Genomic DNA, 24,162 nt, shown 5'->3' on the forward strand with positions numbered 1-24,162 from the left:
TCGTCCACGCGCAAGTGCCGATGGTCAATGCGACGCGCTTTCGCGCGGCCCATGAAGCCGATTGGGAGCGACTCGACAAGATCGTGACCGCGATCGAGAAGCGCGGCGTGCGCGGTGTCCCCGAACAGGCGCTGCTGGTGTTGCCGGTGCTCTATCGCTCGACCCTGTCGTCGCTGTCGGTCGCGCGCGAGACGTCGCTCGACAAGAGCCTGGTCGCGTATCTCGAACAGCTCTGCACGCGCGCCTATTTCCAGATCTACGGCGTGCCGACTTCGCCGATGCGCCAACTCGGCCATTTCTTCGCGCGCAGCTGGCCCAAGGCGGTGCAGTCGTTGTGGAAGGAGACGCTGGTCGCCTTCATCCTGACCGCGGCGGGCGCGATCGTCGCCTACCTGCTGGTCCGCAACAACCCGAGCTGGTTCTACATCCTGTTCCCCGACGGCATGGCGCAAGGCCGCGACCCGACCGCGAGCGCGCAACTCCTCAAAAGCACGATCTACGACGGCGGCAAGGACAGTCAGCAAAGCGCGCTGGCGTTCTTTGCGACCTTCCTCTTCACGCACAATGCGCAGATCTCGATCTTCTCGTTCGCGCTGGGGTTCGCGTTCTGCATCCCGACCGCGGGACTGATCGTCTATAACGGCCTGATGCTCGGCGCTTTGGTGGAGGTGTTCGCCGCTAAGGGGCTCGCCTACGGATTCATCGGCTGGCTGATGATCCACGGTACGACCGAATTGTTCGCGATCATGATTTCGGGTGCGGCGGGGTTCCGCATCGGGCTCGCGCTCGCCTTTCCTGGCCGCAAGTCGCGCGCCGATGCCGCGGTCGCGGCGGGGCGATCGGCTGCGACCGCGATGGGCGGGACGGTGGTGATGCTGGCAGTGGCCGGACTGCTCGAGGGGATCGGGCGCCAGACCATCACCTCCGACACCGCGCGCTACACGATCGGGATCGCGATGCTGCTCGGCTGGTTCCTCTATTTCTATTGGCCGCGGAGGGACGATGGCGCGACCGCGTAAACCTCATCCCGCCACCGCTCTGCGGCGCAGTTTCGTCACGCCTGAGGGCGTCGACCTTAAGATCGAGCTGAGCACGGCCGGCGCGCGTGCCGGCGCGTTCATGCTCGACCTGCTGATGATGCTCGCGATCCTGGCGGTCGCGACGATCGTCATTGGCGCCACCGCGATCGCCACCGAATCAGTGCTGCTCGGCGGGCTGTGGCTGATCGGCTTCTTTTTCCTGCGCAACGGCTGGTTCGCGCTGTTCGAGATGGGCGGGCGTGGTGCCACGCCGGGCAAGCGCATCATCGGGCTGCGGGTCGTCGCGCGCGACGGATCGCGACTGACCGGCGGCGCGGTGATCGCGCGCAACGCGATGCGCGAGATCGAATTCTTCCTGCCGATGACGTTCTTCTTCTCGACCATCGCGGAGAGCGGCACCGACAAGATGATCTCGATCCTCGCCTTGATCTGGAGCGGAATCTTCCTGTTCTTCCCGCTGTTCAACCGCGACCGGCTACGCGTCGGCGATCTGCTCGCGGGGACATGGGTGGTGCAACGAGCCAAGGTCAAGCTGGGCCAGGACATCGTCGCCTCGCTCGCGCAGAGCGACCAGCCGCGCCGCACGTTCAGCGACCACGCGCTCAGCCTGTATGGCGAATACGAACTGCAGACGCTGGAGGAGGTCCTGCGCCTGGCCGACAACGATTCGCTGGTCACCGTCGCCGCGGCGATCCGGCGCAAGGCCGATTTGCCCGACGACGGCGACGATTACGGCTTCCTGTCGGACTATTACGCCGCTTTGTGCGCGCGGCTGGAGCGGCAGATGATGGTCGGGCTCCGGCGCGCGGACAAATATTCGGAAGCCAGCCGCGAGCGCGCGGCTTAGCCGGCCTCGCCCAGCAGATCGCGCGCGGTGGGGCTGGTCCAATCCATCCCGCCGGTCATCCGCCAGACTTCATGGCCCTTTGCGTCGTAGAGGATCGTCGTCGGCAGGCTCGGATTGCCGAGCGCGGCGGAGAAGCCGAGCTTGGGATCGAGATAGGCCTTCAACGCCTTGAACTTCGCCGCCGCGAAATACGGCGTCACCGCCGCCGCGCCGTTCAGATCCTGGCTGATCGTCACCACCGGCAGCTTGCCTTCGGCGGCGATCTTGTCGAGCGCGGGCATCTCGACCTTGCACGGGCCGCACCACGTTGCCCACAGGTTGAGCACGAACGGCTTGCCAGCAAATCCCGCGAGCGTGAGCTTGGCGCCGTCCGGTCCTTCGAACGCGGCGGTCGGCGCGGCCTGCCCCTTATGCTTGCGGTCGAGTTGGCCGATCACGTCGACGCCATTGTCCGCGGGTGCCGTCGCTTCGTCGGGCGTCGGCGCGTTGGCGTCGGTCGTGTTGGCGACGTCCAAGGCGTTCGCTTGCTCGTTCGCGGGCGATTGCCTATCGCAACCGGCGGTCAGCAGGACTGGCAAGAGGACGGGCAGTATCAACGTGAGCGAGCGCAAGACCACGAACTCCATGTGGGGGGGGACGGTTCGCCGATGGACCGGCCGCGGTGATGCGCGAGATAAATGCCTCGATCCCGTTCGACAAGCGGATGTGGCGACAGGATATCGCCGGGTCGCAGGCGCACGCCGCGATGTTGGGCAAGGCGGGGATATTGAGCACGGCGGACGCGACAACGATCGCCGACGGACTCGACGCGGTCGCCAAGGATTACGAGCGCGACGGGGTGCCGGACGATCTGGCGCTCGAGGACATCCATATGCTGACCGAGGCGCGGCTGGCCGAGAAGATCGGGCCGGTCGCCGGGCGGCTGCACACCGCGCGGTCGCGCAACGATCAGGTCGCGACCGATTTCCGCCTGTGGGTGCGCGACGCGATCGATCAGGTCGGGGCGGCACTTGGCGCGCTACAAGATGCGCTGATCGCTCGCGCCGACGAACATGCCGACGCGGTTATGCCTGGTTTCACGCACCTCCAGTCCGCGCAGCCGGTGACGCTCGGCCATCACCTGATGGCGTATCACGACATGATCGCGCGTGATCGCAGCCGCTTCGCCGACAATCGCGCGCGGATGAACCGCTGCCCGCTCGGCGCGGCCGCGCTGGCCGGGACCAGCTTCCCGCTCGATCGCGACATGACGGCCAAGGCGCTCGGCTTCGACGGCCCCACCAGCAACAGCCTCGATTCGGTCAGCGACCGCGACTTCGCGCTCGATTACCTGATGGCCGCGACGCAATGCGCGCTGCACCTGAGCCGCCTCGCCGAGGAATTCGTGATCTGGGCGTCGCAGCCGTTCGGGTTCGTCGCGATGTCCGATCAATGGTCGACCGGCAGCTCGATCATGCCGCAGAAGCGCAACCCCGATGCCGCCGAATTGGTGCGCGGGCATGCCGGACGGATCATGGGCTGCATGACCGCGCTGTCGGTGACGATGAAGGGCCTGCCGCTCGCCTATTCGAAGGACATGCAGGACGACAAACCGCCGGTATTCGAAGCGCACGACCTGCTCGCGTTGTCGATCGCGGCGATGACCGGGATGGTCGAGACCGCGACATTCCGCACGGACCGAATGCGCGCGCTGGCGGAAAGCGGATTTGCCACCGCGACCGACCTGGCCGACTGGCTGGTGCGCGAAGCCGGCGTGCCGTTCCGCGAGGCGCACCACATCACCGGGCGCGCGGTGAAGGCTGCGGAGGATGCCGGGATCGGCCTCGACGCGCTGCCGATCGAAACGCTCAAGCAAATCGATGACCGGATCGACGAACGCGTCTATGACGTGCTGAGCGTCGATGCGTCGGTCGCGAGCCGCACCAGTCTCGGCGGCACGTCGCCGGTCCGAGTGCGCGAAGCCATCGCGGCGGCCATGGCTGCGCGCGCGGGAGAGAAGAAGTGAAGCGTCTGGTTGTACTCGGTTTGGTGATCGTCTTGTCGGCTTGCGGCGCGGCGCGCGACCTCAAACCGGCGGCGGGCAAGGCCTTGCCGGTCGCACCCTATGGTGCCGCCGCGACCCCAAAGCCGACCCAACTCCTCACCGCCTCCAGCCAGGCAAGGCCCGAACGGAGCGACGAACTGCTCCGCAGCTCCGAGGAGCGTCAGGGCAACGAATTCGATCTGCCGCCGAAGAACTGATGGATCATTTCAACCTGCGAAACGGCGAGCTCTACGCCGAGGACGTCCCCATGGCGCGCATCGCCGCCGAAGTGGGGACGCCCGTCTACATCTATTCGCGCGCGACGTTCGAACGCCATGCGGCGGCGTTTCGCGACGGGCTGAAGGACTGCCCACGCGTCCACCTGGCCTATGCGATCAAAGCCAACCCCAACCTGGCCGTGCTGCGATTGATGGCGAATGCCGGGTACGGCGCCGACGTCGTGTCGGGCGGCGAGCTCGAGCGCGCGCTGGCGGCGGGGATGCCGGCCAAGGACATCGTGTTCTCGGGCGTCGGCAAGACGCGTCAGGAACTCGCGCAAGGGCTCGATCGCGGGATCGGCCAGTTCAACCTCGAACTCGAAGCCGAAGGCGTCGCGCTGTCGGAGATCGCCGCCGCGCGCGGCCAGCGCGCGCCGTGCGTGCTGCGAGTCAATCCCGACGTCGATGCCGGGACGCACGCCAAGATCTCGACCGGCAAGGCGGAGAATAAGTTCGGCGTCGCGATCGCCGATGCCCCCGCCATCTATGCCCGGCTGGCCGCCCTTCCCGGCCTCGACCTGCGCGGCGTCGCCTCGCACATCGGCAGCCAATTGCTGAGCGTCGCGCCGATGGAGGCAACCTATCACCGCATCGGTCAGCTCGTCGCCGATCTCCGCGCCGCCGGCCACGCAGTGACGCGCGTCGATCTCGGCGGCGGTCTCGGCGTCGCCTACCGGGCGGAGGATCGACCGGTCTGGCCGGACGAATATGGCGCAATGGTCGCCCGCGTAACGCGCGACTGGGACGTCGAATTGATGTTCGAGCCCGGCCGCGTCATCGCGGGCAATGCCGGTGTGCTGCTGACCAAGGTGATCTGGGTCAAGCCGTCGCCGGCCAATCCCTGGGTGATCGTCGATGCCGCGATGAACGACCTCGCCCGCCCCGCGCTGTACGATGCCTGGCACGATTTCGTCGCGGTGAAGCCGTCCGGCGAGCGTTTCGTCGCCAACATCGCGGGACCGGTGTGCGAGAGCGGCGACACCTTCGCCAAGGCGCGCGACATCGACTTGGTCAAGGAAGGCGACCTCGCGATCTTCCGCACCGCGGGCGCGTACGGCGCGACGATGGCCTCGACCTATAACAGCCGCGCTTTGGTGCCCGAGGTGATGGTCGATGGCGACCGCTACGCCGTCGTCGCCGAACGCATTTCGCCCAAGACGATCATGGACGAGGAACGCGTTCCCGAATGGCTGTAAGCCTGCACAGCCTACCAGTGTTCGTCCGGCTGGAGGGGCGGCCGGTGATGCTGATCGGCGAGGGCGATGCAGCAGACGCGAAACGACGTTTGCTTGAACGCGCTGGCGCGGTGATCGTCGGCGAAGATGACGAGGCGTCGTTGGCGATCGTGGCGATGGACGCGCCCGAGGCCACGGTCGCGCGGCTCAAGGCACGTGGTGTGCTAGTCAACGCGGTCGATCGGTCGGACCTGTGCGACTTCACCCTGCCCGCGATCGTCGATCGCTCGCCGGTGATCGTGGCGGTCGGGACTGGTGGCGCATCGGCAGGACTGGCCGGAGCGCTGCGGCAGCGGCTGGAGACGATGCTGCCGGCCGATCTGGGCGATGTTGCCGAGGCAGCACAGCGATTGCGCGAAAAGTATCCCGAAAGCGGCGAACGTCGGCTGGCAATCGGCGAATTACTGGATTCGTATTCCCGCGAAAGCGGGAATCCAGGGTCTCAAGGAAAGCCCTCTGTCATCCTGGGCTCCCGCTTTCGCGGGAGCACGGAAAGAGTGATGCTCGCCTCCCACGACCCCGACGACCTCACCCTCCGTCAAGCCCGCGCGCTGGCCCAAGCCGACCGGGTGCTCCACGCGCCCGATGTGCCCGCCGCCATCCTCGACCGCGCGCGCGCCGACGCGCCGCGGATCGTTTCCCCTGCCCCGCCGTTGGACCCCGGCGACGGGCTGACCGTGTATCTGGAGATGGCGCGATGAGCGGCTTTGCCTATCAAGTCACCGCCGCCGGCAAGGCGATCAAGGCAGAGATCAAGGACGCGCTCAAAGCCCGCAGCGGCCTGGTCTGGGTGCATCTCAACACCAACAACGAACACGCGCAGGACTGGCTCGCCAACACCGCCAAGCTCGACGATTATCTGGTCGAGGCGCTTACGGCGACCGAAACGCGGCCACGCTGCGAGCAGTTCGGCGACGGCGCGCTGATCAATTTGCGCGGACGATCGGATGATGAGCTGAGTTCGTCCGACCCGCTGGCGTCGGTGCGGATCTGGGCGGTCAAGGGTCGCGTCATTTCGATCACGCGCAAAAAGCTGACCGCGATCGATCATGTCGAGGATTGCGTGAAGGAAGGCAGAGTCCGCGATCCCGGCGACCTGATCACCGAATTCGCGACGGCGATCACCGCCGACCTCGATCCGGATGTCGCCGATTTGGGCGATGACCTCGACGAGTGCGAAACCCAATTGAGTCCCGACAAAGTGTTCGAATTGCGCCACACCGTCACGCGCGTGCGCGCACAGTCGATCGGGTATCGCCGGTTCCTCGCGCCGCAGCGTACGGCCCTCGAAAAGCTTGCGACCTTACCCGTAGAATGGCTCGGCGACGACGACCGCACGCACCTGTCCGCCGCCGCCGACCGCGCCGCGCGCATGGCGGAAGAATTGGAAAGCATCCGCGAACGCTCCGCGCTGATGCACGAAGCGCTCACCGATCTGCGCGCCGAACAGATCGACCAGCGCGGGTTGATCATCTCGATCGTCGCGATGATCTTCCTGCCGCTGACCTTCCTGACCGGGCTCTACGGCATGAACGTGCGCGGGCTATGGCTGGCGGATCAGCCCTGGGCGTTCGACGCGATCATCGGGATTTGCGTGCTGACCGCGGTCAGCGTGACGACGTATTTCGTGCGCCAGCACTGGTTGCGGGGTTAGGCGGCCCGCAATCGCGCCATTTCGGCGGCGAGTCGCTGGCGGTCGGCCCGAACGTCGGCGAGTTCGGCGCGCGCTTCGCCCAATTCCATCGCGCGTGCGGCGATGCGAGCGTCGAGCGAGGCGTTGGAACGCTTGAGGTCGGCGATCCGCCGCCCGCGCGCCAGCGTGCGCTCGATGCGCGCGACCAGGACGTCGAAATCGAACGGTTTGGCGAGATGGTCGTCGGCCCCGGCGGCCAGCGCCTCGACCGCCGCTTCGGCTTCGTCGCGCGCGGTGATCACGATCACCGGCAAATCGCTCGTTTCGGTGCGCGAGCGCAGTTCGGCGAGCACCTGGATGCCGCTCATCCCCGGCATCACCATGTCGAGCAGCACGAGGTCGAAACCGCGCGCCGTGATCAGATCGAGCGCCTCGCCGCCATTATCGACCAATGCGGTCAGATAGCCCATCGCAGTGAGCCGCTCACCGATCGAATTCAGCGTCGTGCGGCTGTCGTCGACCACCAGGATCGTGCGCATCGGCCGGTGCGGGTCGCTCATCGCCATCACGCCGCCCCGCGCACATGCGCCCAGGCGGCGGCTATTTCTTCTAGATTGTCGGCAACGTCCCGGAACGGCCGCGCATCATGGCCGATGCTGGCGTTGATGATCGTCGCCCGCGCGCCGGTATAGAGCCGCGCCAGCGTGTGCGACACGTCCCCGCCGCCATCGAAATCGAGCCCCGATTCGAGCGCGAACAGGATCGCGGTCGCGCGCGTCACCTTCTCGCTCTTCAGCGCGAAATTACCCTTTTGCGTCGCCCAGGCGGCCACGCGCAGGGCGCGGATCAGTTCTTCGTAGAGCAATTGCACCAACGCCGCCCCGTCCGCCGCGGCGGCGGTGCGCCCGACCAGGTCGATCTGGCGATACGTCGTGTATGGGTCCGCCCCGAGAGATGTCGCGTAGGCGGGCATCAGCCGTTCTTGTTCCAGGCGTCGATCTGGTTCTTCAGGAACGCTTGGGTCGATTTGTATGCCGCGACCTTGGCGTTCATGCTCGCATATTGCTGCGTCAGCCGCGTGGTCATCGCGTCCGATTGTACCGATATCGCGTCCTGCTGCTTCGCCACCGACGAAGCGAGCTCGTTATAGCGCTTGGTCGATGCGCCGAGCCCGAACAGCGTGCTGCTCGCGTTGAGTGAGATCGAATTGAGCGCCGCGGTCAGGCCGTCGGTGCTGTTGGACGAGAAGGACAGCATCGCCTCGACCGAATCGGGCGCGACCGACAGCGCGTGCGTCAGTGCGTTGGTATCGACCGCCAGCGTGCCGTCGCGGTTGGTCTTGACCCCGATCTCGCCGAGCGTCGTCGGCGTGCCGGGCGCGGCCGAACCGAGCAACTGCGTCGTGGTCAGCGTGCGGAGCGACCGAAGCAAGGATTGCGCCGCGGGGTCGCCGCGCAACGGCCCGGTCTTCGGGTCGATCTGCTCGTTCAGCGTCTTGAGCATCGCGTTGTAAGTATCGACAAAATCGTTGACCGCGCCCTTCATCGCGTCGGTCGGCGTCGTGCTGGTCAGTGACACCGGCGTCGTGCTGGTGGTCCCGACGAGCTGGAGCTTCACGCCCGACAGCAGATCGTCGATCGTGTTCGACGCGCGTTCGACGGTGACGCCGTCGACCGTCAGCCGGGCGTTCTGCGCGACTGTCGTCAGGGCGGTACCGGACGCGCCCATGCCGACGTTGAGCTGCGCGAGGTTGCCGGTCGGATCGGTGGTCGCGGCCAACGTGAAGGCCTGGGTCGTACCGCTTGCGCCCTTCAGTGACAGATACGCGCTGCCGTCGGCGTCGGTCACGACCGAGGCGGTGACGCCGGCGGCCTTCGCGTTGATCGCGGCGGCGATGCCGTCGAGGTTTTCGGAGCCCGCAACGATATCGATCGTCACCGGCGTGCCGGCGCCCGCGGTGAAACCGGTCATCGCGGGGGTGGAGTCGTAGGTCGCGGTGCCGAGAGTCAGGGTCAGCTGACCGGTGCCGAGCGCGGTGGTGCGCGTCGCGACGGGCGTGGTCGTGCGCGCGGTCTGGCCGCTGGCGAGTTGCGCGACGCTGATCGTCGACGACAGACCCGACAGCTTGGCGCCCGAGATCGCGGTCGCGGTGACGGCGCTGGTGTTCGACGAAACCGGCTGGGACTGGAGCGTGCCGCCGGTCGCCAGCGTCTTCAGCGCGGCGGCGAACTGGCTGACGTTGCTCATCAGCGTGGACGCGCCCGAAATCTGCGACGTGATCGTGTCGGATTGCTTGCTCAGCGCGTCGGATTTGGCGGCGAACTGTGCCTGGACCAGCGACGTCACCAGCGCGTTGGTATCGACCCCCGATCCGCTCGACAGCGAGGTGAAAAGCGCCTGCGCGGCCGAGGTCGTCGCACTGCTGGTCGTGGTGGGTGTCGTGGTCACTTCTAAATCTCCGCGCGCGTCTCAGCAAAGAACGGCCGGAAACGGGGGTTTTTAAGCGGATTCGTCATTGCCGGACGCCGTTTTCGTCGAAGCGCGCGGTGGCGGGGACATCGATCATCGGCTGGGTCGCGCGGGCGCGGCTGTCGAGGTTGAAGACAAACGCCAGAACGGTCGCGATCGCCGCATAGAGATCGTCGCGGACCTCCTGCCCTTCGCGGCTGGTATAATAGACCGCGCGGGCCAGCGCGGGGTATTCGAGGATCGGCACCTGCTCCTCGCCCGCCACATCGCGAATCGCGAGCGCGGTGACGCCGCGGCCCTTGGCGACGACGACCGGCGCGACGTCGCTGTCGCGGTCGTAGCGGAGCGCGACCGAGAAATGCGTCGGGTTGGTGAGGATGACGTGCGCCGAGGCGACCGCCTTGCGTACCGATCGCCGGCTCATCTCGCGCTGACGCTGACGGAGATGCTGCTTCGCCTCGGGTGAGCCTTCGGTTTCCTTATGCTCGTCGCGGATTTCCTGCTTGGTCATGCGCAGTTTCGACAGCAAGCGAATGATCTGGATCGGCAGGTCGATGCCCGCGATCACGACGAGACCGCCCGCCATCACGAACAGGATGGTGATGAAGGTGCCCGACAGCTGGTTAACCGCGCCCGCGACGTCGGCCGACGAGGACAGGCCCAGGGTCGGCCGCGCGGTGCGCCACAGCAGCCACGCGCCGATCCCGCCGAGCAGGATGACCTTGAGCAACGACTTGCCGAGCTCGATCCAGCCGCTCGGCCCGAAGATCCGCTTCAGCCCCGATGCCGGGTTGATGCGCGAGAATTTGGGCTGGATCAGCTTGCCGTTGAAGTTGAACGAGCCGAGCCCCGCCTGGCTGAATACCGCAGAGAGAATCGCGATCAGCATCAGGCTGCCGATCGGCCAGGCCAGTCCGATCCCGGCCTGTTCGAGCGGCTTGAGCGGCGACCAATCCTCAATATCGCCGCGCCCAAAGCGGAAACTGGCGGTCATGATGCCTTCGCATGCCGTGACCAAAGACTGGCCGAACAACGCCAGCCAGCCGCACCCGGCCAGCACGATAAGCGCGGTCGCGAATTCGCGGGATTTGAGAACATCGCCCTGCTCGACCGCGTCCTTGCGACGCTTGGCTGTTGGCAGTTCTGTCTTGTCGCCTTCGTATTCTGCCATCAGCCGAATACCAGGCGTTGCGCCGCATCCAGGCCTTCCTGGACGATGACGAGCATGTAATCACCCATGGCGGGCATCGCGAGCGCGAGCGCGACCACCCCGACCGCCAGGCTGGCGGGCAAGCCGACCGCGAACAGGTTGAGGCTGGGCGCGGCGCGGCTGATCATCCCCACGATCAGGTTGAGGCAAAGCAACAGGAACCCGACCGGCAGCGCGAGCATCAGCCCGGCGGCGAAGGTGTAGCCGCCGAAGAACGCAATATCCTTGAGCCGGTCGGCCGCGAGCCACGACCCGCCGGGGGGCAGCACGGCGTAACTGCGCACCAGCATATCGACGAGCACGAGGTGTCCGTTCACCGACAGGAACAGGAGCGTCATCAGCACCGACAGGAACTGGCCGAGCGCGGGGGTCGAGCGCCCGTTCTGCGGGTCGATCGCGCTCGCGAAACCGATCCCCATCGAGGTGCCGATCACTTCGCTCGCGATCATCGGTGCGGCGAAGGCGATCTGCAGGACGAAGCCGATCGACAGACCGATCAGCGCCTCGGCGGCGACGCTCATGAAAGTGGCGAGGCCGAACACCGCGGACGGCGGCGTGACCGGATGGACAGCGAGCACCAGCACGCCGATCGCGCCCGACAGCGAAATGCGCACGGGCAACGGAATCGACACCGCGCCGAAGACCGGCGCCGCGATGAACGCCGCCCCGATCCGCACCATCACGAAGACGAGCGCCCATAGCTGCGGTTCGATGGCGAGGCCGAAGCCCAGCATGGCTACTTCACCAGATCGGGAATGCGGCCGAAAATATCGATCATGAAGTCGCTGAGCAGCCCCATCATCATTCCACCGAAAATGACCAGCGCGATGCCGACCACCACCAGTTTCGGGACGAAGGTCAGCGTCTGCTCGTTGATCGAAGTCGCGGCCTGGACCATGCCCAGGATCAGGCCGGCGAGGAGCGCGGGGATCAGCACCGGCGCCGCGGCGAGTGCGAGCACCCACATGGTCTGGTTGGCGACCCCAAGGAAGTAATCGGCGTCCATCGTCTAGTTGATCCGGTATTTGGGGTCGGTGCCGGGCGGCAGATCGAGCCACCAGGTCGTCGCGGGGCGCTTCGCCGGGCGCGGCGGAATGCGGAGGAAATCCGGCAGGAAAGGTGGGGCCGCGGGCGTCATGTCGCGAAACTCCCGGCAAGGCTTCCCATCATCATCGCCCAGCCATCGACCAGCACGAACAGCAGTAGCTTGAACGGCATCGAGATGATCGTCGGCGACATCATCATCATGCCGAGCGACATCAGGACGGTCGCGACCACCAGGTCGATGACGATGAACGGCAGGAAGATCAGGAAGCCGATCTGGAACGCGGTCTTGAGCTCGCTGGTGATGAACGCCGGGAGCAGCACCGAATAGGGTACGTCGATCGAATTCTTGTACGGACCCGACTTCGCCATCTGCGCGAACATCGTCAGGTCCTTGACCCGCGTCTGCTTGATCATGAACGCGTGGAGCGGCGCGCCGCCGCGGCTGATCAGTTCGGTGCCCTGGATCTGGCCCGCGGCATAGGGCTGGATCGCCTGCGTGTTGATCTGATTGATCGTCGGCGCCATCACGAAGAAACTCAGCATCAGCGACAGGCCGATCAGCACCTGGTTCGGCGGCGTCTGTTGCAGGCCCAGCGCCTGGCGCAGCAGCGACAGCACGATGATGATCCGCGTGAAGCTGGTCATCATGAGCAGCAGACCCGGCAGGATCGTCAGCAGGCCCATGATGATGAGCACTTGCAGGCTCAGCGATAGCGGGGCCTTCGCCGCGCCATTGGTGGCGGCAGCGGCGCCCGGGCCGCCAAGCTGGCCGAGCGCGCGGTCGACCGCGTCGCCGACACCGGGCGTCACCGGCGCCGCGGGAGCAGCAACGGTCGGCGCGGCGGGTGCTGCCTGCGCGAAAGCGGGCATCGCGACGACGAGCAAGGCGATCGCGGCGAGCGCGATCAGCACGGCCTTCGCGAAACCGTTATGCTTCTTCGCCGGCACCGGCCCGCGAAACAGCGAGGGACCGTCGGCATTCAGGCGGCGGACATGCGTCACTGGCTAGCCCCGCTCTTGTCGATCAGGGTCACGCCGCTGCGCGCGACCGAGACGAGCAGCTTCTTGCCCTCGAATTCGATCACCGCGAGGCGCAGGCCCGGCGACAGCATCATCGTTTCCTGGACCTTGAGCAGGCGCGTCGCCTGCTGCTTGTTCAGCCGGCCCTCGAGTCGGCGCCAAGCGTAGAGACAGCCGATCATCAGGCCGCAGACGAGCGGCAGCAGAACGACCAGCTTGAGGATGTAGCTCCAGAGCATCAGCCGCGCTTTTCGGGCGAGACCAATTCGGTCAGGCGCACGCCGAAGCGCTCGCCCACGGTGACGACTTCGCCGCGACCGATCAGCGTGCCGTTGACGAAGACGTCGAGCAGCTCGTTCGCGGCGCGATCGAGCTCGATCACCGAGCTTTCGCCGAGCGCGAGAAGCTCGCGCAAGGTCAGCCGGGTCTGGCCGATCTCAACCGTCAGCTTGACGTCGACATCCTGCAGCAGCCGGAAATTGGCCGCCATGTTGGCGTCGACCGGAAAAGTACCGGACATGTCGGTCATGCGAGTTCCTCAGGGTTCAGAGACAGATGATTGAGACGGATCGCGGCGCGGCCGTTGGACGTGCCGACGGTCCCGGTGCCCAGCCGCCCCTTGGCGACCATGACGGGGACGTCGGCGGCGACGGTGATCGGGATCACGTCGCCCTCCTTCAGCTCCATGAGCTTGGCGAGGCTGATGACCGGTTCGGCAAGAACCGAGCGGACCGGGAAGGTCACCGTCATCATCGCCTTCGCCAGGCCGTTCTGCCACGCCGGATCGGGTGCCGCGCCGAGCACCTTGCCGGTCAGCGACGGGGCGTAGGGCTTCAGCGACTGGACCGGGTAGACGATATCGACGAACACCGGCTTGGCCGAGCCCTTGCCGATGCCGAAACGGGTGACGATGACCGGGTCATCGCCATCGATCCCGGACACCATCGCGGCATCGCCGACGACGCGACCGGGCGCGAAATGGATCTTGGCGAGCGGCTCCCACGCCGTCGCCATTGGCTCGGCGATCATCCGTCCCAACCGCTGGATCATGGCTTCGGCCGCCGGCGTGAACTCGGTCGGCATATCGTGCGGCGCGGCGCCGTTGCCGCCGAAGAACAGGTCGAGCAGTTCGAGGCTGAACTTGCCGTCGATCACCAGCAGAGTCTGGCCGGTACCCGGGCTCATCGCCAGCGGCATCCAGCCGGTCAGGACCTCGGGCCGTTCCGCGCGATAATCGGTGAAGCGCTGGACCGCGAGCGGTTCCGCCCAGATACGCAGTTCGGCCCGGAGCAATGGCTCGAACACGCCGCGCAGGCTCCGCGCGAGACGCGCCGAAAGGTGCTGGAGCGTGTGGAGATCGCCGAACGGGTTGAGATTCGCGCCACCCAACGCCGCGGCATGCGTCGCGCCTTCGCGCGGCCGCTCGCGGCGGTCCTCCTCGGACATGGTGGACGTCTCGTTAACCATGTCTCACTGAACAACGAAACTGGTAAAGTAAACGTTACTAATCCCGCCAAAACCTTCCTTTTGCTTCAGCGTCGCGTTGATCGCCGCGGCCAGTCGCTTGGCGAGTTTGTCCTTGCCCTGGCTCGTGAAGACCTCGTCCTCGGTCGCGTCGCCGAGCGCCATCAGCACCGCGGAGCGCACCGCGATCTCGTTGGTTTTCAGGTTTTCGATGACCGTATCGTCGTATGGCGTCGATACCGCGATCCCGACCTGGACGTAGTGGACGCTGTCCTGCAGATTCGACGTGAAGTCCTTGTCGAGCGGGTAATAGTTCGACGCATATTTGTCGCCGCCGACACCGGGAGGCGGCGCCTTGCCGCCACCGCCGCCTTCGCCTTCCTTGCCCGCGCCGCCCCCACCGCGCTTCTGCTCGCTCTTGGGGACCATCTTGTAGCCCGCCTCTTCGGCCGCCGACTTGGCGTGCCCGCCGCCGAGATAGCCGAGCGCATAGGCACCCCCCGCGCCGCCGCCGAGCACGGTCACCGCGCCCAGGATCATGATCAGCTTGCCCTTGCCCTTTTTCTTCTTGGGTGCGGCGTCGGTCGCGGTTTCTGTTTCGTCACTCATTACAAACCCCCGGATTAAGCGATGCGGCCGTCTTCGACGGCCTGGTTGTCGTCGCCGCGCGTCGTCGCGAGGCGGTTGGAGATGGGCTGGGTGCGCTCGGCCTGCGGATGCGGGCGCTGATCGCCCTGCCCGCTCAGATCGACGCTGGTGCCCGACAGACGGATACCGCGCGCTTCGGCGGCGGCGGAGAGCTGCGGCGTGGCATCGACCAGCATCGTGCGCGTGTTCGGCTGCTCGGCGGTGAACCGCACGCTGATCGCGCCGTCGGTGTGCGTGCGCAGCGCGATATCGACGCGGCCTAGCGCTTCGGGCTTCAAGCGGATCGACGTGTCGTTGGCGTTCGCGTTGTCCCGCAGCGCCTCAATGTGATCGATCATCTTCTGCGGCCAGTCCTGGCGTCCCATGTCGAGCGTCTGGCGCTGCGCGTCGCCCATCGGCGCGACCGGCAGGGTAGTGGTCGGCTGCGAGAGCGAGGAAGCGGTAGTCGGAGTCAGCGACGAGATCGAATCGTCGTCGCGCTTCATCCGGTCGGTCATCGACAGCGCGAAGAGCGCGGGCAGCGCGGCGACGGACGGTGCCGGTGTCGGATTGAGCGACACCGGCGTCGGCAGCGGCGTCTTCGCGGGCTGCAGCAACGGCAGCTTGATCGGCTGCGGCGTGACGGGAGCGTCGTTCGTCGGCTTGGCGACCGGCAAGTCGGCAACCGGTGTGTCGATGGTAACCGGCGGTTCGATTACGGCCGGGATCACGTCGGCGATCTTTTGGCCGGAGATGGGTGCCAAGCCTTCCGGGATGCTGCCGTCCGACACGACCGAAATGTCAGGTCCGATCGGTGGCTTCGGCGCCGGGATCGGCGGCAAGACTGTCGGCGGGCCGAACAGCCAGGCGAGCGCGGGATCCACGTCCTTGTCCTTTTCCGGCAAATCTTTGCCGGTGGCGGCATCGTCTTGCCCCTTGTCGTCGCCCGCGGACTCCTTGGCCGCCGGCTTAAACTTCTTGTCGTTCATCACCTCGCAAAAGCCGCCCGAACTGGGCGCATGAGAGGCGTTCGCCGAGGGCGGCGCGGCCGGTGCGGGCAGCGCGATCGAACTGGCAGCAGGACTGGTCAGAGCTGACATACGTACCTCTATCGCGGTGCGTGCACTGCACCGCATGAGGTGTTCAGCAAGGATCGTGCCGAATTTTCCGAACCGGCGGCGCGACTTCGAGTTCGCGGATTGCCTTGAGCGCAGCCTCGGCATCGGCGCGGGCCATCAGCTTCTCGATCGCACTTTGGTCGCGGCGGGCTTCGCGCGTGGCTTCGGCAGCGAGGTCGGCGGCGCGCTCGGCATCGACCAGCCGCGCCTGCGCCATCTCCGCCGAAGCGTGGAGCCGCGAGCGGAAGTGCGCGGCGGCGACGAGCGCGAAGCCGCTACCTTCGGCGGGTGCAGGCGCGACATTCTGCGCCAGTTGCGCGATGCGGTGCGCGAGATCGGCTTCGCTCGCACGCTTGTCGTGCGCCTGCGCTTCGGCCGCGCGGGTCATGTTCAGCTGGAGCGTGCGGACGCGCAGCAGGCGGTCGAGTTGCTTCTTATTGGCCATGATCGCCGAACACGCCGATCAGTTCGGCGACGGCGTCGTCCATCGGCACGATCGAGTCAGCGTCCTGGCGGATGAATTCCATGACCGCCGGGTGGCAGGCAATCGCCGCGTCGATTTCGGGGTCGGCCCCGCCGCGATACGCGCCCATCAGGACGAGATCGCGATTCTCTTCATACGTCGCGAGGTGCCGGCGCAGAACGCGCGCAGCCGCGATATGATCGGGCTGCGCGATGTCGGTCATCACGCGGCTGACGGAGGGTCCGAGGTCGATCGCCGGATAGACGCCGCGCTCGGCGAGCTGGCGCGAAAGGACGATATGGCCGTCGAGAATCGAGCGTGCGCTGTCGACCACGGGATCGTTGCCGTCGTCGCCGTCGGCGAGCACGGTGTAGATCGCGGTGATGGACCCGCCCGATTTAACGTCGGTGCCGGCGCGTTCGATGAGGTTGGGCAGCATCGCGATCGCGCTGGGCGGATAGCCGCGCGCCGAGGCAGGCTCGCCGAGCGCCAGGCCAATCTCGCGACCGGCATGCGCGACGCGAGTCAGCGAATCCATGATGAGCAGGACCTTCTTGCCCTCGGCCCGGAAGCCCTCGGCGATCGCGGTGGCGCGCAGAGCGCCGCGGATGCGGAGCACCGGCGAATGATTGGCCGGCACTGCGACCACGACCGAACGCGCGCGCGCCTCGCCAGCGACCTTGGTTTCGAGGAAATCCGCGACTTCGCGGCTACGTTCACCGATCAACCCGATCACCACGACATCGGCCTGCGCCGCGCGGACGATCATGCCGAGCAACACCGATTTACCGACACCCGATCCGGCCATGATACCGACGCGCTGGCCCTGGCCGATCGTCAGCAGCCCGTTGATCGCGCGCACCCCGACATCCATCGGTTGCAGCACGCGGCCGCGATCGAGCGGACCCTGCAATTTTCCCGCAAGCGGCCAATGCTTCGCGCCACGGATCGGGCCGAGCCCGTCGATCGGCTTACCCGCGCCATCGACCACGCGGCCGAGTAGCGCGCTGCCGACTTCGGCCGCGCCCGGTGCGCCGATCGGGCGGACCGAGGATTGCGGGAGCAAGGCGGCCGGGCCGCCCAGATTCATCAGCAGCGTGCGCCCGTTGCGAAAGCCGATCACTTCGGCCTCGACCTTGGCGCCGTTCGCCGCACCGACCTGGCACACCGTGCCGACCGACAGGTTGAGGCCGACCGCCTCCATCAGTAAGCCGTCGAACGACGCTAAACGCCCCGACACCTTCGGGGTGGGGGCGAAGTCGGCGGTACCGAGGCTTTCGAGATAGTCGGCGGCGAAGCGATTGAGCATCAGTCGGGCAGGCCCGTACGGTCGATCACCTGCGCGAGCTGTTCGAGCCACTGATCCGGCCCGTCCTCGACGATCGTGGCCGACGATTCGAGCACGAAGTGACCGCGCTGAACGTGGCCGTCGGCGACCGCGAAGATATTCTCGGGCAATTTGCCTTCGACCAGCGGCAGGTCGTCGGGGTTGATCCTGAGCAAGGCCGATTCGGCGTCGTCGCCGATCATCCCAGCGGCGCTCGCGACGCGGCGCGTCAGCAGCTCGGCATCGATCCCGGTCTCACCGATCATCTTCGTCACCAGTAGCATCACCGTCGCGCGGAGATGCCCGGCGAGCCGTTCACGATCGACGCGACGGTCGTCGGCGATGGCCGCGACGAGGCTTTCGAGCAGCGCCTGGTCGCGCTCGCCCAGACGCCCCCGTTTGCCAATGCGGCGGCCAGCCCCTCGTCATAACCCTGCTGCCGCGCGGTCTGCACCGGATCGATGAACCCGGTGGCCGGTTGCGCGGCGTCGAGCGGATCCCAGCCCTCGGTCGGGTTGGTGTCGGTTTCGGCCGGCGAGAAATGGCGCGGTTGCGCCGGCTCGCCCGGCGGTGTCGGGGTGATGTCGCGCGGCGCGAACGCCACGCCCTTCGCGGCGTAAGCCTGGCGCAGCGCAGCGCCGGCGGCGTCGCGGCGGCCGGCGAACCCGGCGACGAAGCTCGATAGATTGGCCTCAGACATAATCGTCGTCGCCGCCCATCATGATCGTACCGTCCTTCGCCAGCGCACGTGCCTGCTGAATGATGATCTTCTGCGCTTCGAGCACTTCGGCGAGCTTCATCGGGCCGCGCGCTTCCATCTCGTCGCGAATGCCGTCGGCGGCGCGCGCCGACATGCAGCCCAGGAAGCGGTTGCGGATTTCCTCGTCCACGCCCTTCAGCGCGCGCGTCAGTACGTCGCTGTCGATGTTGCGGATCAGCGTACCCAAATTCTTGTCGTCCAGGTCGAGCAGATTCTCGAACACGAACAACGCTTCCTCGATCTGCTTCGCGATGTCGCGGTCGAGCTTGAACAGCTTGGGCATGACCCGCTGCTCGGTGGTCTTGCGTGCGCCCGACAGGATCTTAGCCGCCTCGCGCGTGCCGCCGATCGTGACGCCAGCCGACTGCGTAGCCGCCTTGGTGCGGCCGGCCAGCATCGTGCGCAGCGTGTCGATCGCTTCGGGCGTTATCGGCCCCAGCCGCGCGACGCGGTGGAGGATGTCGGGCTGCACCGCATCGGGCAGCATTTCGAGTACCTGGCCGGCGATCGTCGGATCTAGGTTCGCGATCACCACCGCGGCGATCTGCGGGTGCTCCTTTTCGATCATCGCCGCGATCTCGCCGGCTTCCATCCAGTCGAGCAGGTCGATCTGGCACGCAGCTTCAGGCGGAGTGATGCGCGCGAGGACGCTGTCGGCCTTTTCCTGGCCGAGCGCCTTGGTCATCACCGTTTCGATGATCGGCTTGGGATCGAACGCGATACCGGTACGATCACGCGCGCGGCCGACGAAATCGTCGAGCACGTCGCCGACCTGGTCCTCGCCGACGTCCGCGACCGCGAACATCGCCTTGCCAAGTTGGCGCACTTCCTCGGGATCGAGCTTCTGGAGGATGCTCGCCGCCTCCTCCTCGCCGACCAGCATCATCAGGACGGCGGCGCGCTCGACACCGGAATAGGAGCGGAAAGGAGCGTTCATCAGCGTGCGTCCGCCTTGATCATGTCACGTACCGCGAGCGCGGCGCGGGCCGGGTTGTCGCGGGTGAAGCCGCGCACCGTGCCGAGCCGGTCGTCGAAATTCTGCGCACCTTCTAGGGCGTCGATTCCGACCGGGGCGTTAATGCGCCCGCCGCCGGCCGGCGCGCCGATCCCGAGCGACGCGAGGTCGCGGCTGCCGCGATTGGCCTCGTCGCGCTTCTTGAGCAGCACCTTGGACAGCGGGCGGACCCCGAAGAGCAGCACCAGTACCGCAATGACGATCGCCGTCACGTTGCGGATCACCATCGAGAACCAGTCGCTCTCGTAAAAGGCAGGTCCACCGGCGACCGTGGCGGGAGGCACGAACTTGCGGCTGATCACGGTCACCTGGTCGTTGCGCGTCTGGTCTGCACCGACCGCCGAGCGGACGAGATCGGTGATCTGCTGCAACTCGACCGGCGAGCGCGGCTTCGATCCCTCGACGTCGCGCAGGACCACCGCCACCGACAGGCGCTTCAAGCCGCCAGGGGCGTTACGGGTGACCGAGACTTCCTTGCCCAGGTCGTAGGCGCGGGCATATTCGTCGGATGCCTTCGAGGTATCGGCCAGGCCACCACCGGTAGCGGGCGTCGCCGCGGGCGTCGGCGTCGCGCCGGCGGCCGGCGTGGCACCGGCAGCGGGCTGCGCGGGCGGCGTCGTTACCGTGGTCGGTCCGGGAGGCGTGTTCGACAGCGCGCCGGGGATGCCCCGCGGCGGCGGCGACGTGGATGCGCCGTCCTTGCTGGTCCAATTGCCCTGTTCCGCACGCAGCGCGCCAGCCTTGTCGTAGCTTTCGCGGGTCGAGCTGGTGTCGTCGAGATTGACGTCCGCCGACACTTCGGCGGTGAAATTGCCCGCGCCTACGATCGGCGTCAGCAGCGTGGTCAGCTGGTCGCGATACTTTTGCTCGACCTGGTTCTGAAACCGGATGCGGGCGTCGTTGGCGGCACCAGGACCATCAGGCTTCGACAGCAGCGCGCCCATCTGGTCGACGATCGTGACACCTTCAGGCTTCATCCCCGGCACCGACGAGGCGACGAGATTGATGATCGACGACACCTGCGCGTCGGACAGCGAGCGGCCGCCGACCAGCTTCAGCACAACGCTGGCGGTCGGGGATGCGTTGTCGCGGACGAACACGGTGTTCTCAGGAACGGCGAGATGCACGCGCGCTTCGGACACCGCGTCGATATCCTCGATCGAGCGCGCCAGTTCGGTCTCGCGCGCCTGGCGAAGGCGTTCGCCCTCGACCGCGCGGCTGGTGCCCATCGGCATGTTGTCGAGGATCGCGTAGCCGGCGGGCGCCGACTTCGGCAGTCCCTGCCCCGCGAGCAGCATCCGCGCTTTGGCATAGTCGCCCTCGGGAACGGTCACGGCGTCGGTCGATTCATCGAGCCGCCCGGTGATGCCCCCGGCCTTGAGCGCGCTGATCACCGCCGACTTATCGCTGTCGGGCAACCCCGAGTACAACGTCTTCTGCGTCGGCGTCGACAGCGTGAACCACGCCAACGCGGCGGACGCGATCAGCCCGACCATCAGGATCATCGGCAAGCTGCGGCGGACCGCCGGCTGCGCGAGCATCCCGTTCAACTGCTTCACCGGGTTGGCGAAGGGCTCGGTGCCCGTGTCGGGCATGGGGGTGAGTTGTGTGGCCATGATCGATTACACCGGCATGCTCATGATGTCCTTATAGGCGGACAGCAGTTTGTTCCTGACCTGCAACGTCGCTTCGAAGCTGACCGACGCCTGTTGGCGAGCCAGCATCACCTTGGCGATGTCGATCGTTTCGCCGCGTTCGTAGGACGCGGAGAGGTCGGCGGCTTGGTTCTGGGTCTCGTTGACGTTGCGCAGGGCGGTCGTCAGCGAGTCGGCGAAGGTCGCGGGTCCGGTCGCGGCGGGCGCACCCACCCCGGCCTGCGCATTGACCTTCGCCAATGCCTGGTTGCGTTCCAGGATCTGCGCGCGGAGCGCCATCACCCGGTCGACGCTCATCGCGCCGTCGATTCCCCCGATGCTCATGCCGACATCCTCGTGCCGCGGGTGATGTCCTCACCCTGTTCGCGTGCCTTGGCGAGGCGATAGCGGAGCGTGCGCTCCGAAATGCCGAGCCGCCGTGCGGTTTCGATCCGGCTGCCGCCGCACGCGGCGAGCGTTTCGCGGATCGCGTGGAATTCGCTGAACTGGACGACGTTCGCGAGCGTGTCGCCATTGGCTGCGGCACGCGCCGGAACGGCGTCGGCCTGCGGCGTCGGGCGGCGATCGAAGATGATGTGGCTGGCGGAGATCGTGTCACCCGCGGCGAACAGCATCGCGCGCTGGATCACGTTCTCGAGCTCGCGGACATTGCCCGGCCAATCGTGCGTCATCAGCATCTCGACCGCGCTGGCGTCGGGCCATGGCACGACCGAACGCGTGCCGGCATGGCGCAGGATCATCGCCGCGGTCAGCGCCGGGATATCCTGCGGGCGCTCGGCGAGCGGGCGCGTCGTCAGCGGGAAGACCGACAGGCGGTAATAGAGGTCGGCACGGAAGCGGCCAGCGGCGACTTCCTCGGCCAGGTCGCGGTTGGCGCAAGCGATGATGCGGACGTCGACCGGTATCGCCTGGGTCGCGCCGATCGGAATGACCTCGCGTTCCTGCAGTACGCGGAGCAGCTTGGCCTGGAGGCCCAGCGGCATCTCGGCGATCTCGTCGAGCAGCAGCGTGCCGCCGTCGGCCGCGCGGAAGAAGCCTTCGCCACCCGACGAGGCGCCGGTGAACGCGCCCTTCTGGTGGCCGAACAGCATCGCCTCAAGCATTGTCTCAGGCAGCGCCGCGCAGTTGATCGCGATGAAAGGCTTGTCGGCGCGCGGGCTGGCGCGGTGGATGGTGCGGGCGAGCACTTCCTTGCCGGTGCCGGTCGGGCCGTTGACGAGCACCGTGATGTCGGCGCCGGCGACGCGTTCGGCCAGCGCGAACAGCGCCAAGCTTTCCGGGTCGGCGGCGGTCGCGGCTTCGGGGCCGGCGACATGCGCGTAGGTGAAGGCGTTGCCGATCGCGGCGTCGGTCGCGCCGAACGCTATCCGCGCCGGCTGTCCGTCACCGCCCCGTGTGAAGCCGCGGCCTTCGTCGGCGATCACCAACGTGCGCGCGGCGATCGGCGCGGTTTCGCCGTCCATGACCAGGAAGGTGTCGTTCGCGGTCGGGCGTGCGCTGTCCTCGGCGACGCTCAGGCCTTGGGCCTTGAGCGACGAGACGAGCGCGTATTTCTGCCTGACGAGTGCGGCTGACGGATAGATCGAACGCATTCATTCCCCCTTCGATGAGTGGGGAATGCGGCAAAGGTGGTAAACGACCGGTTAAGTACGTTGCCGGAAGCGGCAGGAAATTTCCGGCGGCAGGACGCGCGCGAGCACGCCTTACGCGCGCGCGGCATAGGGAGCAGCGCCTTCCGGCACCCCTTGTCCGCCCCAATACCCAATCTGGGTCCCGCCAAATAAAATTACTTAATCGCCGGAACAGCCTGCCGTTTCTTCCTGTGACGGCTCGGTTCCCCGGTGGGGGGCAGCGGGGACGTCGGACCAAATGGAGACGACCAATGAGTGTTATCGGAACCAATACCGCCGCGCTTCGCGCCGGTGCCGCGTCGAACGGCGCGGACGTTATGCTGAACCAGGCGATGCAGCGTCTGTCGACCGGCAAGCGCATCAACTCGGCCAAGGACGACGCCGCCGGCCTCGCCATCTCGGCGTCGATGGGCGCGCAGATCCGTTCGATGAACCAGGCGATCCGCAACGCCAATGACGGCATGTCGATGGCGCAGACCGCCGACGGCGCGCTGGGCGAAATCAGCAACATGCTGCAGCGTGTTCGCGAACTGGCCACGCAGTCGGCTTCGGGCACCTACTCGACCGCCGACCGCACCAACATGAACGCGGAAGTCACCGCGCTGAAGACGCAGATGGGCAGCATCCTGACCAACACCGCGTTCAACGGCGTGAAGCTGTTCGACGGCACCGCCGGCACCTCGGGCTCGGTCACGATCCAGGCCGGTGCGGCTGCTACCGACACGGTGACGATGTCGTTCGCGTCGATCACGACGACGACGCTGGGCGTCAACGGCTCGGCGGTCGATACGGCTGCCAACGCAACGACGGCGCTGGGCGCGGTCGATAGCGCGCTGACCGCGCTGAATACTGCCCGCGCCGGTTTCGGTGCGTCGCAGAACCAGCTGCAGTCGGTGGTCAACAACGTCACGACCAACGTCACCAACCTGAGCGACGCGCGTAGCCGCATCGAAGACGCCGACTTCTCGGCCGAATCGACGAACCTCGCCAAGGCGCAGATCCTGAGCCAGGCGTCGACCGCGATGCTCGCCCAGGCGAACCAGAACGCCCAGACCGTCCTCAAGCTGCTCCAGTAATCCGAGCAGCCGGAGTACGGCTCCGGCATCCTGCCCCCCTTCATACAGGGTGGCGGAGCCGAACAGGGAACCCCGGTGGTCGCAGGACCGCCGGGGTTTTCTGTTGGGCGCGGCGTCGCCGCGCCGGACCGGCCTAAGTTGACACCAAGTTGACACTAGCGACGATGTTCCGCCGGGAGCCGAAACTCTAGATCGCGACATGCCGTGTCCCCGCGAAAGCACGA

30 protein-coding genes are annotated in these 24,162 nt (G+C 66.8%); 8 read left to right on the forward strand and 22 right to left on the reverse strand.

The window, feature by feature from the left end; all coding sequences use genetic code 11:
- The first annotated feature begins 20 nt into the window (after positions 1-20).
- Entirely contained in the window at positions 21-1,019 is a 999-nt protein-coding gene (locus tag FPZ24_RS14730) for a stage II sporulation protein M (protein ID WP_146574589.1), read from the forward strand.
- The gene (locus FPZ24_RS14735; RefSeq protein WP_146573229.1) at positions 1,003-1,887 is read left to right on the forward strand and encodes an RDD family protein; all 885 of its coding nucleotides are present in this window, start codon (positions 1,003-1,005) and stop codon (positions 1,885-1,887) included. The genes FPZ24_RS14730 and FPZ24_RS14735 overlap by 17 nt, the downstream gene beginning before the upstream one ends.
- On the opposite strand, the gene FPZ24_RS14740 is transcribed toward FPZ24_RS14735, so the two are convergent.
- On the reverse strand, positions 1,884-2,402 hold the full coding sequence (locus FPZ24_RS14740; protein ID WP_240047494.1) for a TlpA family protein disulfide reductase: 519 nt from the start codon (positions 2,400-2,402) through the stop codon (positions 1,884-1,886). The genes FPZ24_RS14735 and FPZ24_RS14740 overlap by 4 nt on opposite strands.
- Positions 2,403-2,551: 149 nt before the next feature.
- Between FPZ24_RS14740 and argH the strand changes: the two genes are divergently transcribed.
- From argH to FPZ24_RS14765, 5 genes are read left to right on the forward strand one after another with little or no spacing between them, the layout of a single operon-like run.
- Positions 2,552-3,892 carry an argininosuccinate lyase gene (gene argH, locus FPZ24_RS14745; RefSeq protein ID WP_146574591.1) on the forward strand — a complete coding sequence of 447 codons (1,341 nt, stop codon included), beginning with the start codon at positions 2,552-2,554 and terminating at the stop codon, positions 3,890-3,892.
- On the forward strand, positions 3,889-4,128 hold the full coding sequence (locus FPZ24_RS14750; protein WP_146573233.1) for a hypothetical protein: 240 nt from the start codon (positions 3,889-3,891) through the stop codon (positions 4,126-4,128). Before argH ends, FPZ24_RS14750 begins: the two co-directional genes overlap by 4 nt.
- Complete coding sequence (lysA, locus tag FPZ24_RS14755; RefSeq protein WP_146573235.1) at positions 4,128-5,384, forward strand: diaminopimelate decarboxylase; 1,257 nt, start codon at positions 4,128-4,130, stop codon at positions 5,382-5,384. Before FPZ24_RS14750 ends, lysA begins: the two co-directional genes overlap by 1 nt.
- A 2-nt stretch (positions 5,385-5,386) precedes the next feature.
- Positions 5,387-6,124 carry a precorrin-2 dehydrogenase/sirohydrochlorin ferrochelatase family protein gene (locus FPZ24_RS14760; RefSeq protein ID WP_146574593.1) on the forward strand — a complete coding sequence of 246 codons (738 nt, stop codon included), beginning with the start codon at positions 5,387-5,389 and terminating at the stop codon, positions 6,122-6,124.
- A complete protein-coding gene (locus FPZ24_RS14765) occupies positions 6,121-7,077 on the forward strand; it encodes a zinc transporter ZntB (protein ID WP_146573237.1) in 957 nt (318 codons plus the stop codon). Before FPZ24_RS14760 ends, FPZ24_RS14765 begins: the two co-directional genes overlap by 4 nt.
- On the opposite strand, the gene FPZ24_RS14770 is transcribed toward FPZ24_RS14765, so the two are convergent.
- The 21 genes from FPZ24_RS14770 to FPZ24_RS14860 form a co-directional block, all read right to left on the reverse strand.
- Positions 7,074-7,622, reverse strand: a complete 549-nt coding sequence (locus FPZ24_RS14770; RefSeq protein ID WP_240047497.1) for a response regulator — start codon at positions 7,620-7,622, stop codon at positions 7,074-7,076. The two genes, FPZ24_RS14765 and FPZ24_RS14770, sit on opposite strands and share 4 nt — an antisense overlap.
- Complete coding sequence (locus tag FPZ24_RS14775; protein WP_146573239.1) at positions 7,622-8,029, reverse strand: flagellar export chaperone FliS; 408 nt, start codon at positions 8,027-8,029, stop codon at positions 7,622-7,624. Before FPZ24_RS14775 ends, FPZ24_RS14770 begins: the two co-directional genes overlap by 1 nt.
- Positions 8,029-9,504, reverse strand: a complete 1,476-nt coding sequence (gene fliD / locus FPZ24_RS14780; protein WP_146573241.1) for a flagellar filament capping protein FliD — start codon at positions 9,502-9,504, stop codon at positions 8,029-8,031. The genes FPZ24_RS14775 and fliD overlap by 1 nt, the downstream gene beginning before the upstream one ends.
- Positions 9,505-9,568: 64 nt before the next feature.
- A complete protein-coding gene (locus FPZ24_RS14785) occupies positions 9,569-10,696 on the reverse strand; it encodes an EscU/YscU/HrcU family type III secretion system export apparatus switch protein (RefSeq protein WP_146573243.1) in 1,128 nt (375 codons plus the stop codon).
- Entirely contained in the window at positions 10,696-11,469 is a 774-nt protein-coding gene (fliR, locus tag FPZ24_RS14790) for a flagellar biosynthetic protein FliR (RefSeq protein ID WP_146573245.1), read from the reverse strand. Before fliR ends, FPZ24_RS14785 begins: the two co-directional genes overlap by 1 nt.
- A 2-nt stretch (positions 11,470-11,471) precedes the next feature.
- The gene (fliQ, locus tag FPZ24_RS14795) at positions 11,472-11,741 is read right to left on the reverse strand and encodes a flagellar biosynthesis protein FliQ (protein WP_146573247.1); all 270 of its coding nucleotides are present in this window, start codon (positions 11,739-11,741) and stop codon (positions 11,472-11,474) included.
- Positions 11,742-11,744: 3 nt separating this feature from the next.
- Positions 11,745-11,873: a hypothetical protein gene (locus FPZ24_RS17790; protein WP_275669349.1), complete on the reverse strand. Its 129-nt coding sequence runs from the start codon at positions 11,871-11,873 to the stop codon at positions 11,745-11,747.
- A complete protein-coding gene (fliP, locus tag FPZ24_RS14800; RefSeq protein ID WP_420853407.1) occupies positions 11,870-12,745 on the reverse strand; it encodes a flagellar type III secretion system pore protein FliP in 876 nt (291 codons plus the stop codon). The genes FPZ24_RS17790 and fliP overlap by 4 nt, the downstream gene beginning before the upstream one ends.
- 35 nt (positions 12,746-12,780) lie before the next feature.
- Positions 12,781-13,041 (reverse strand): flagellar biosynthetic protein FliO, encoded by a 261-nt coding sequence (locus FPZ24_RS14805; RefSeq protein WP_146573249.1) that lies wholly within the window; start codon positions 13,039-13,041, stop codon positions 12,781-12,783.
- Positions 13,041-13,331, reverse strand: coding sequence for a flagellar motor switch protein FliN (gene fliN, locus FPZ24_RS14810; RefSeq protein ID WP_146573251.1), 291 nt, complete (start codon positions 13,329-13,331; stop codon positions 13,041-13,043). Before fliN ends, FPZ24_RS14805 begins: the two co-directional genes overlap by 1 nt.
- Complete coding sequence (locus FPZ24_RS14815; protein ID WP_240047498.1) at positions 13,328-14,248, reverse strand: flagellar motor switch protein FliM; 921 nt, start codon at positions 14,246-14,248, stop codon at positions 13,328-13,330. Before FPZ24_RS14815 ends, fliN begins: the two co-directional genes overlap by 4 nt.
- Positions 14,249-14,272: 24 nt before the next feature.
- Complete coding sequence (locus FPZ24_RS14820) at positions 14,273-14,875, reverse strand: flagellar basal body-associated FliL family protein (protein WP_146573256.1); 603 nt, start codon at positions 14,873-14,875, stop codon at positions 14,273-14,275.
- Positions 14,876-14,889: 14 nt separating this feature from the next.
- Positions 14,890-15,993 carry a flagellar hook-length control protein FliK gene (locus FPZ24_RS14825; RefSeq protein ID WP_186728894.1) on the reverse strand — a complete coding sequence of 368 codons (1,104 nt, stop codon included), beginning with the start codon at positions 15,991-15,993 and terminating at the stop codon, positions 14,890-14,892.
- Between the two features lie 43 nt (positions 15,994-16,036).
- Positions 16,037-16,456, reverse strand: coding sequence for a hypothetical protein (locus FPZ24_RS14830; protein WP_146573260.1), 420 nt, complete (start codon positions 16,454-16,456; stop codon positions 16,037-16,039).
- A complete protein-coding gene (locus FPZ24_RS14835) occupies positions 16,446-17,783 on the reverse strand; it encodes a FliI/YscN family ATPase (RefSeq protein WP_146573262.1) in 1,338 nt (445 codons plus the stop codon). Before FPZ24_RS14835 ends, FPZ24_RS14830 begins: the two co-directional genes overlap by 11 nt.
- Positions 17,783-18,190 carry a FliH/SctL family protein gene (locus FPZ24_RS17655; protein ID WP_420853408.1) on the reverse strand — a complete coding sequence of 136 codons (408 nt, stop codon included), beginning with the start codon at positions 18,188-18,190 and terminating at the stop codon, positions 17,783-17,785. Before FPZ24_RS17655 ends, FPZ24_RS14835 begins: the two co-directional genes overlap by 1 nt.
- Positions 18,085-18,501 carry a hypothetical protein gene (locus FPZ24_RS17660; RefSeq protein WP_240047500.1) on the reverse strand — a complete coding sequence of 139 codons (417 nt, stop codon included), beginning with the start codon at positions 18,499-18,501 and terminating at the stop codon, positions 18,085-18,087. The genes FPZ24_RS17655 and FPZ24_RS17660 overlap by 106 nt, the downstream gene beginning before the upstream one ends.
- Entirely contained in the window at positions 18,494-19,498 is a 1,005-nt protein-coding gene (gene fliG / locus FPZ24_RS14845; protein ID WP_146573264.1) for a flagellar motor switch protein FliG, read from the reverse strand. The genes FPZ24_RS17660 and fliG overlap by 8 nt, the downstream gene beginning before the upstream one ends.
- Complete coding sequence (gene fliF, locus FPZ24_RS14850) at positions 19,498-21,192, reverse strand: flagellar basal-body MS-ring/collar protein FliF (RefSeq protein WP_146573266.1); 1,695 nt, start codon at positions 21,190-21,192, stop codon at positions 19,498-19,500. Before fliF ends, fliG begins: the two co-directional genes overlap by 1 nt.
- 6 nt (positions 21,193-21,198) lie before the next feature.
- Positions 21,199-21,555, reverse strand: coding sequence for a flagellar hook-basal body complex protein FliE (fliE, locus tag FPZ24_RS14855; protein WP_146573268.1), 357 nt, complete (start codon positions 21,553-21,555; stop codon positions 21,199-21,201).
- Entirely contained in the window at positions 21,552-22,823 is a 1,272-nt protein-coding gene (locus FPZ24_RS14860; protein ID WP_146573270.1) for a sigma-54 interaction domain-containing protein, read from the reverse strand. Before FPZ24_RS14860 ends, fliE begins: the two co-directional genes overlap by 4 nt.
- A gap of 290 nt (positions 22,824-23,113) precedes the next feature.
- On the opposite strand from FPZ24_RS14860, the gene FPZ24_RS14865 reads away from it, so the two are divergent.
- On the forward strand, positions 23,114-23,938 hold the full coding sequence (locus tag FPZ24_RS14865) for a flagellin N-terminal helical domain-containing protein (protein ID WP_146573272.1): 825 nt from the start codon (positions 23,114-23,116) through the stop codon (positions 23,936-23,938).
- The last annotated feature ends 224 nt before the right edge of the window (positions 23,939-24,162 follow it).

The sequence above is a fragment of the Sphingomonas panacisoli genome (assembly GCF_007859635.1).
GTDB classification, from domain to species: Bacteria; Pseudomonadota; Alphaproteobacteria; order Sphingomonadales; family Sphingomonadaceae; genus Sphingomonas; species Sphingomonas panacisoli.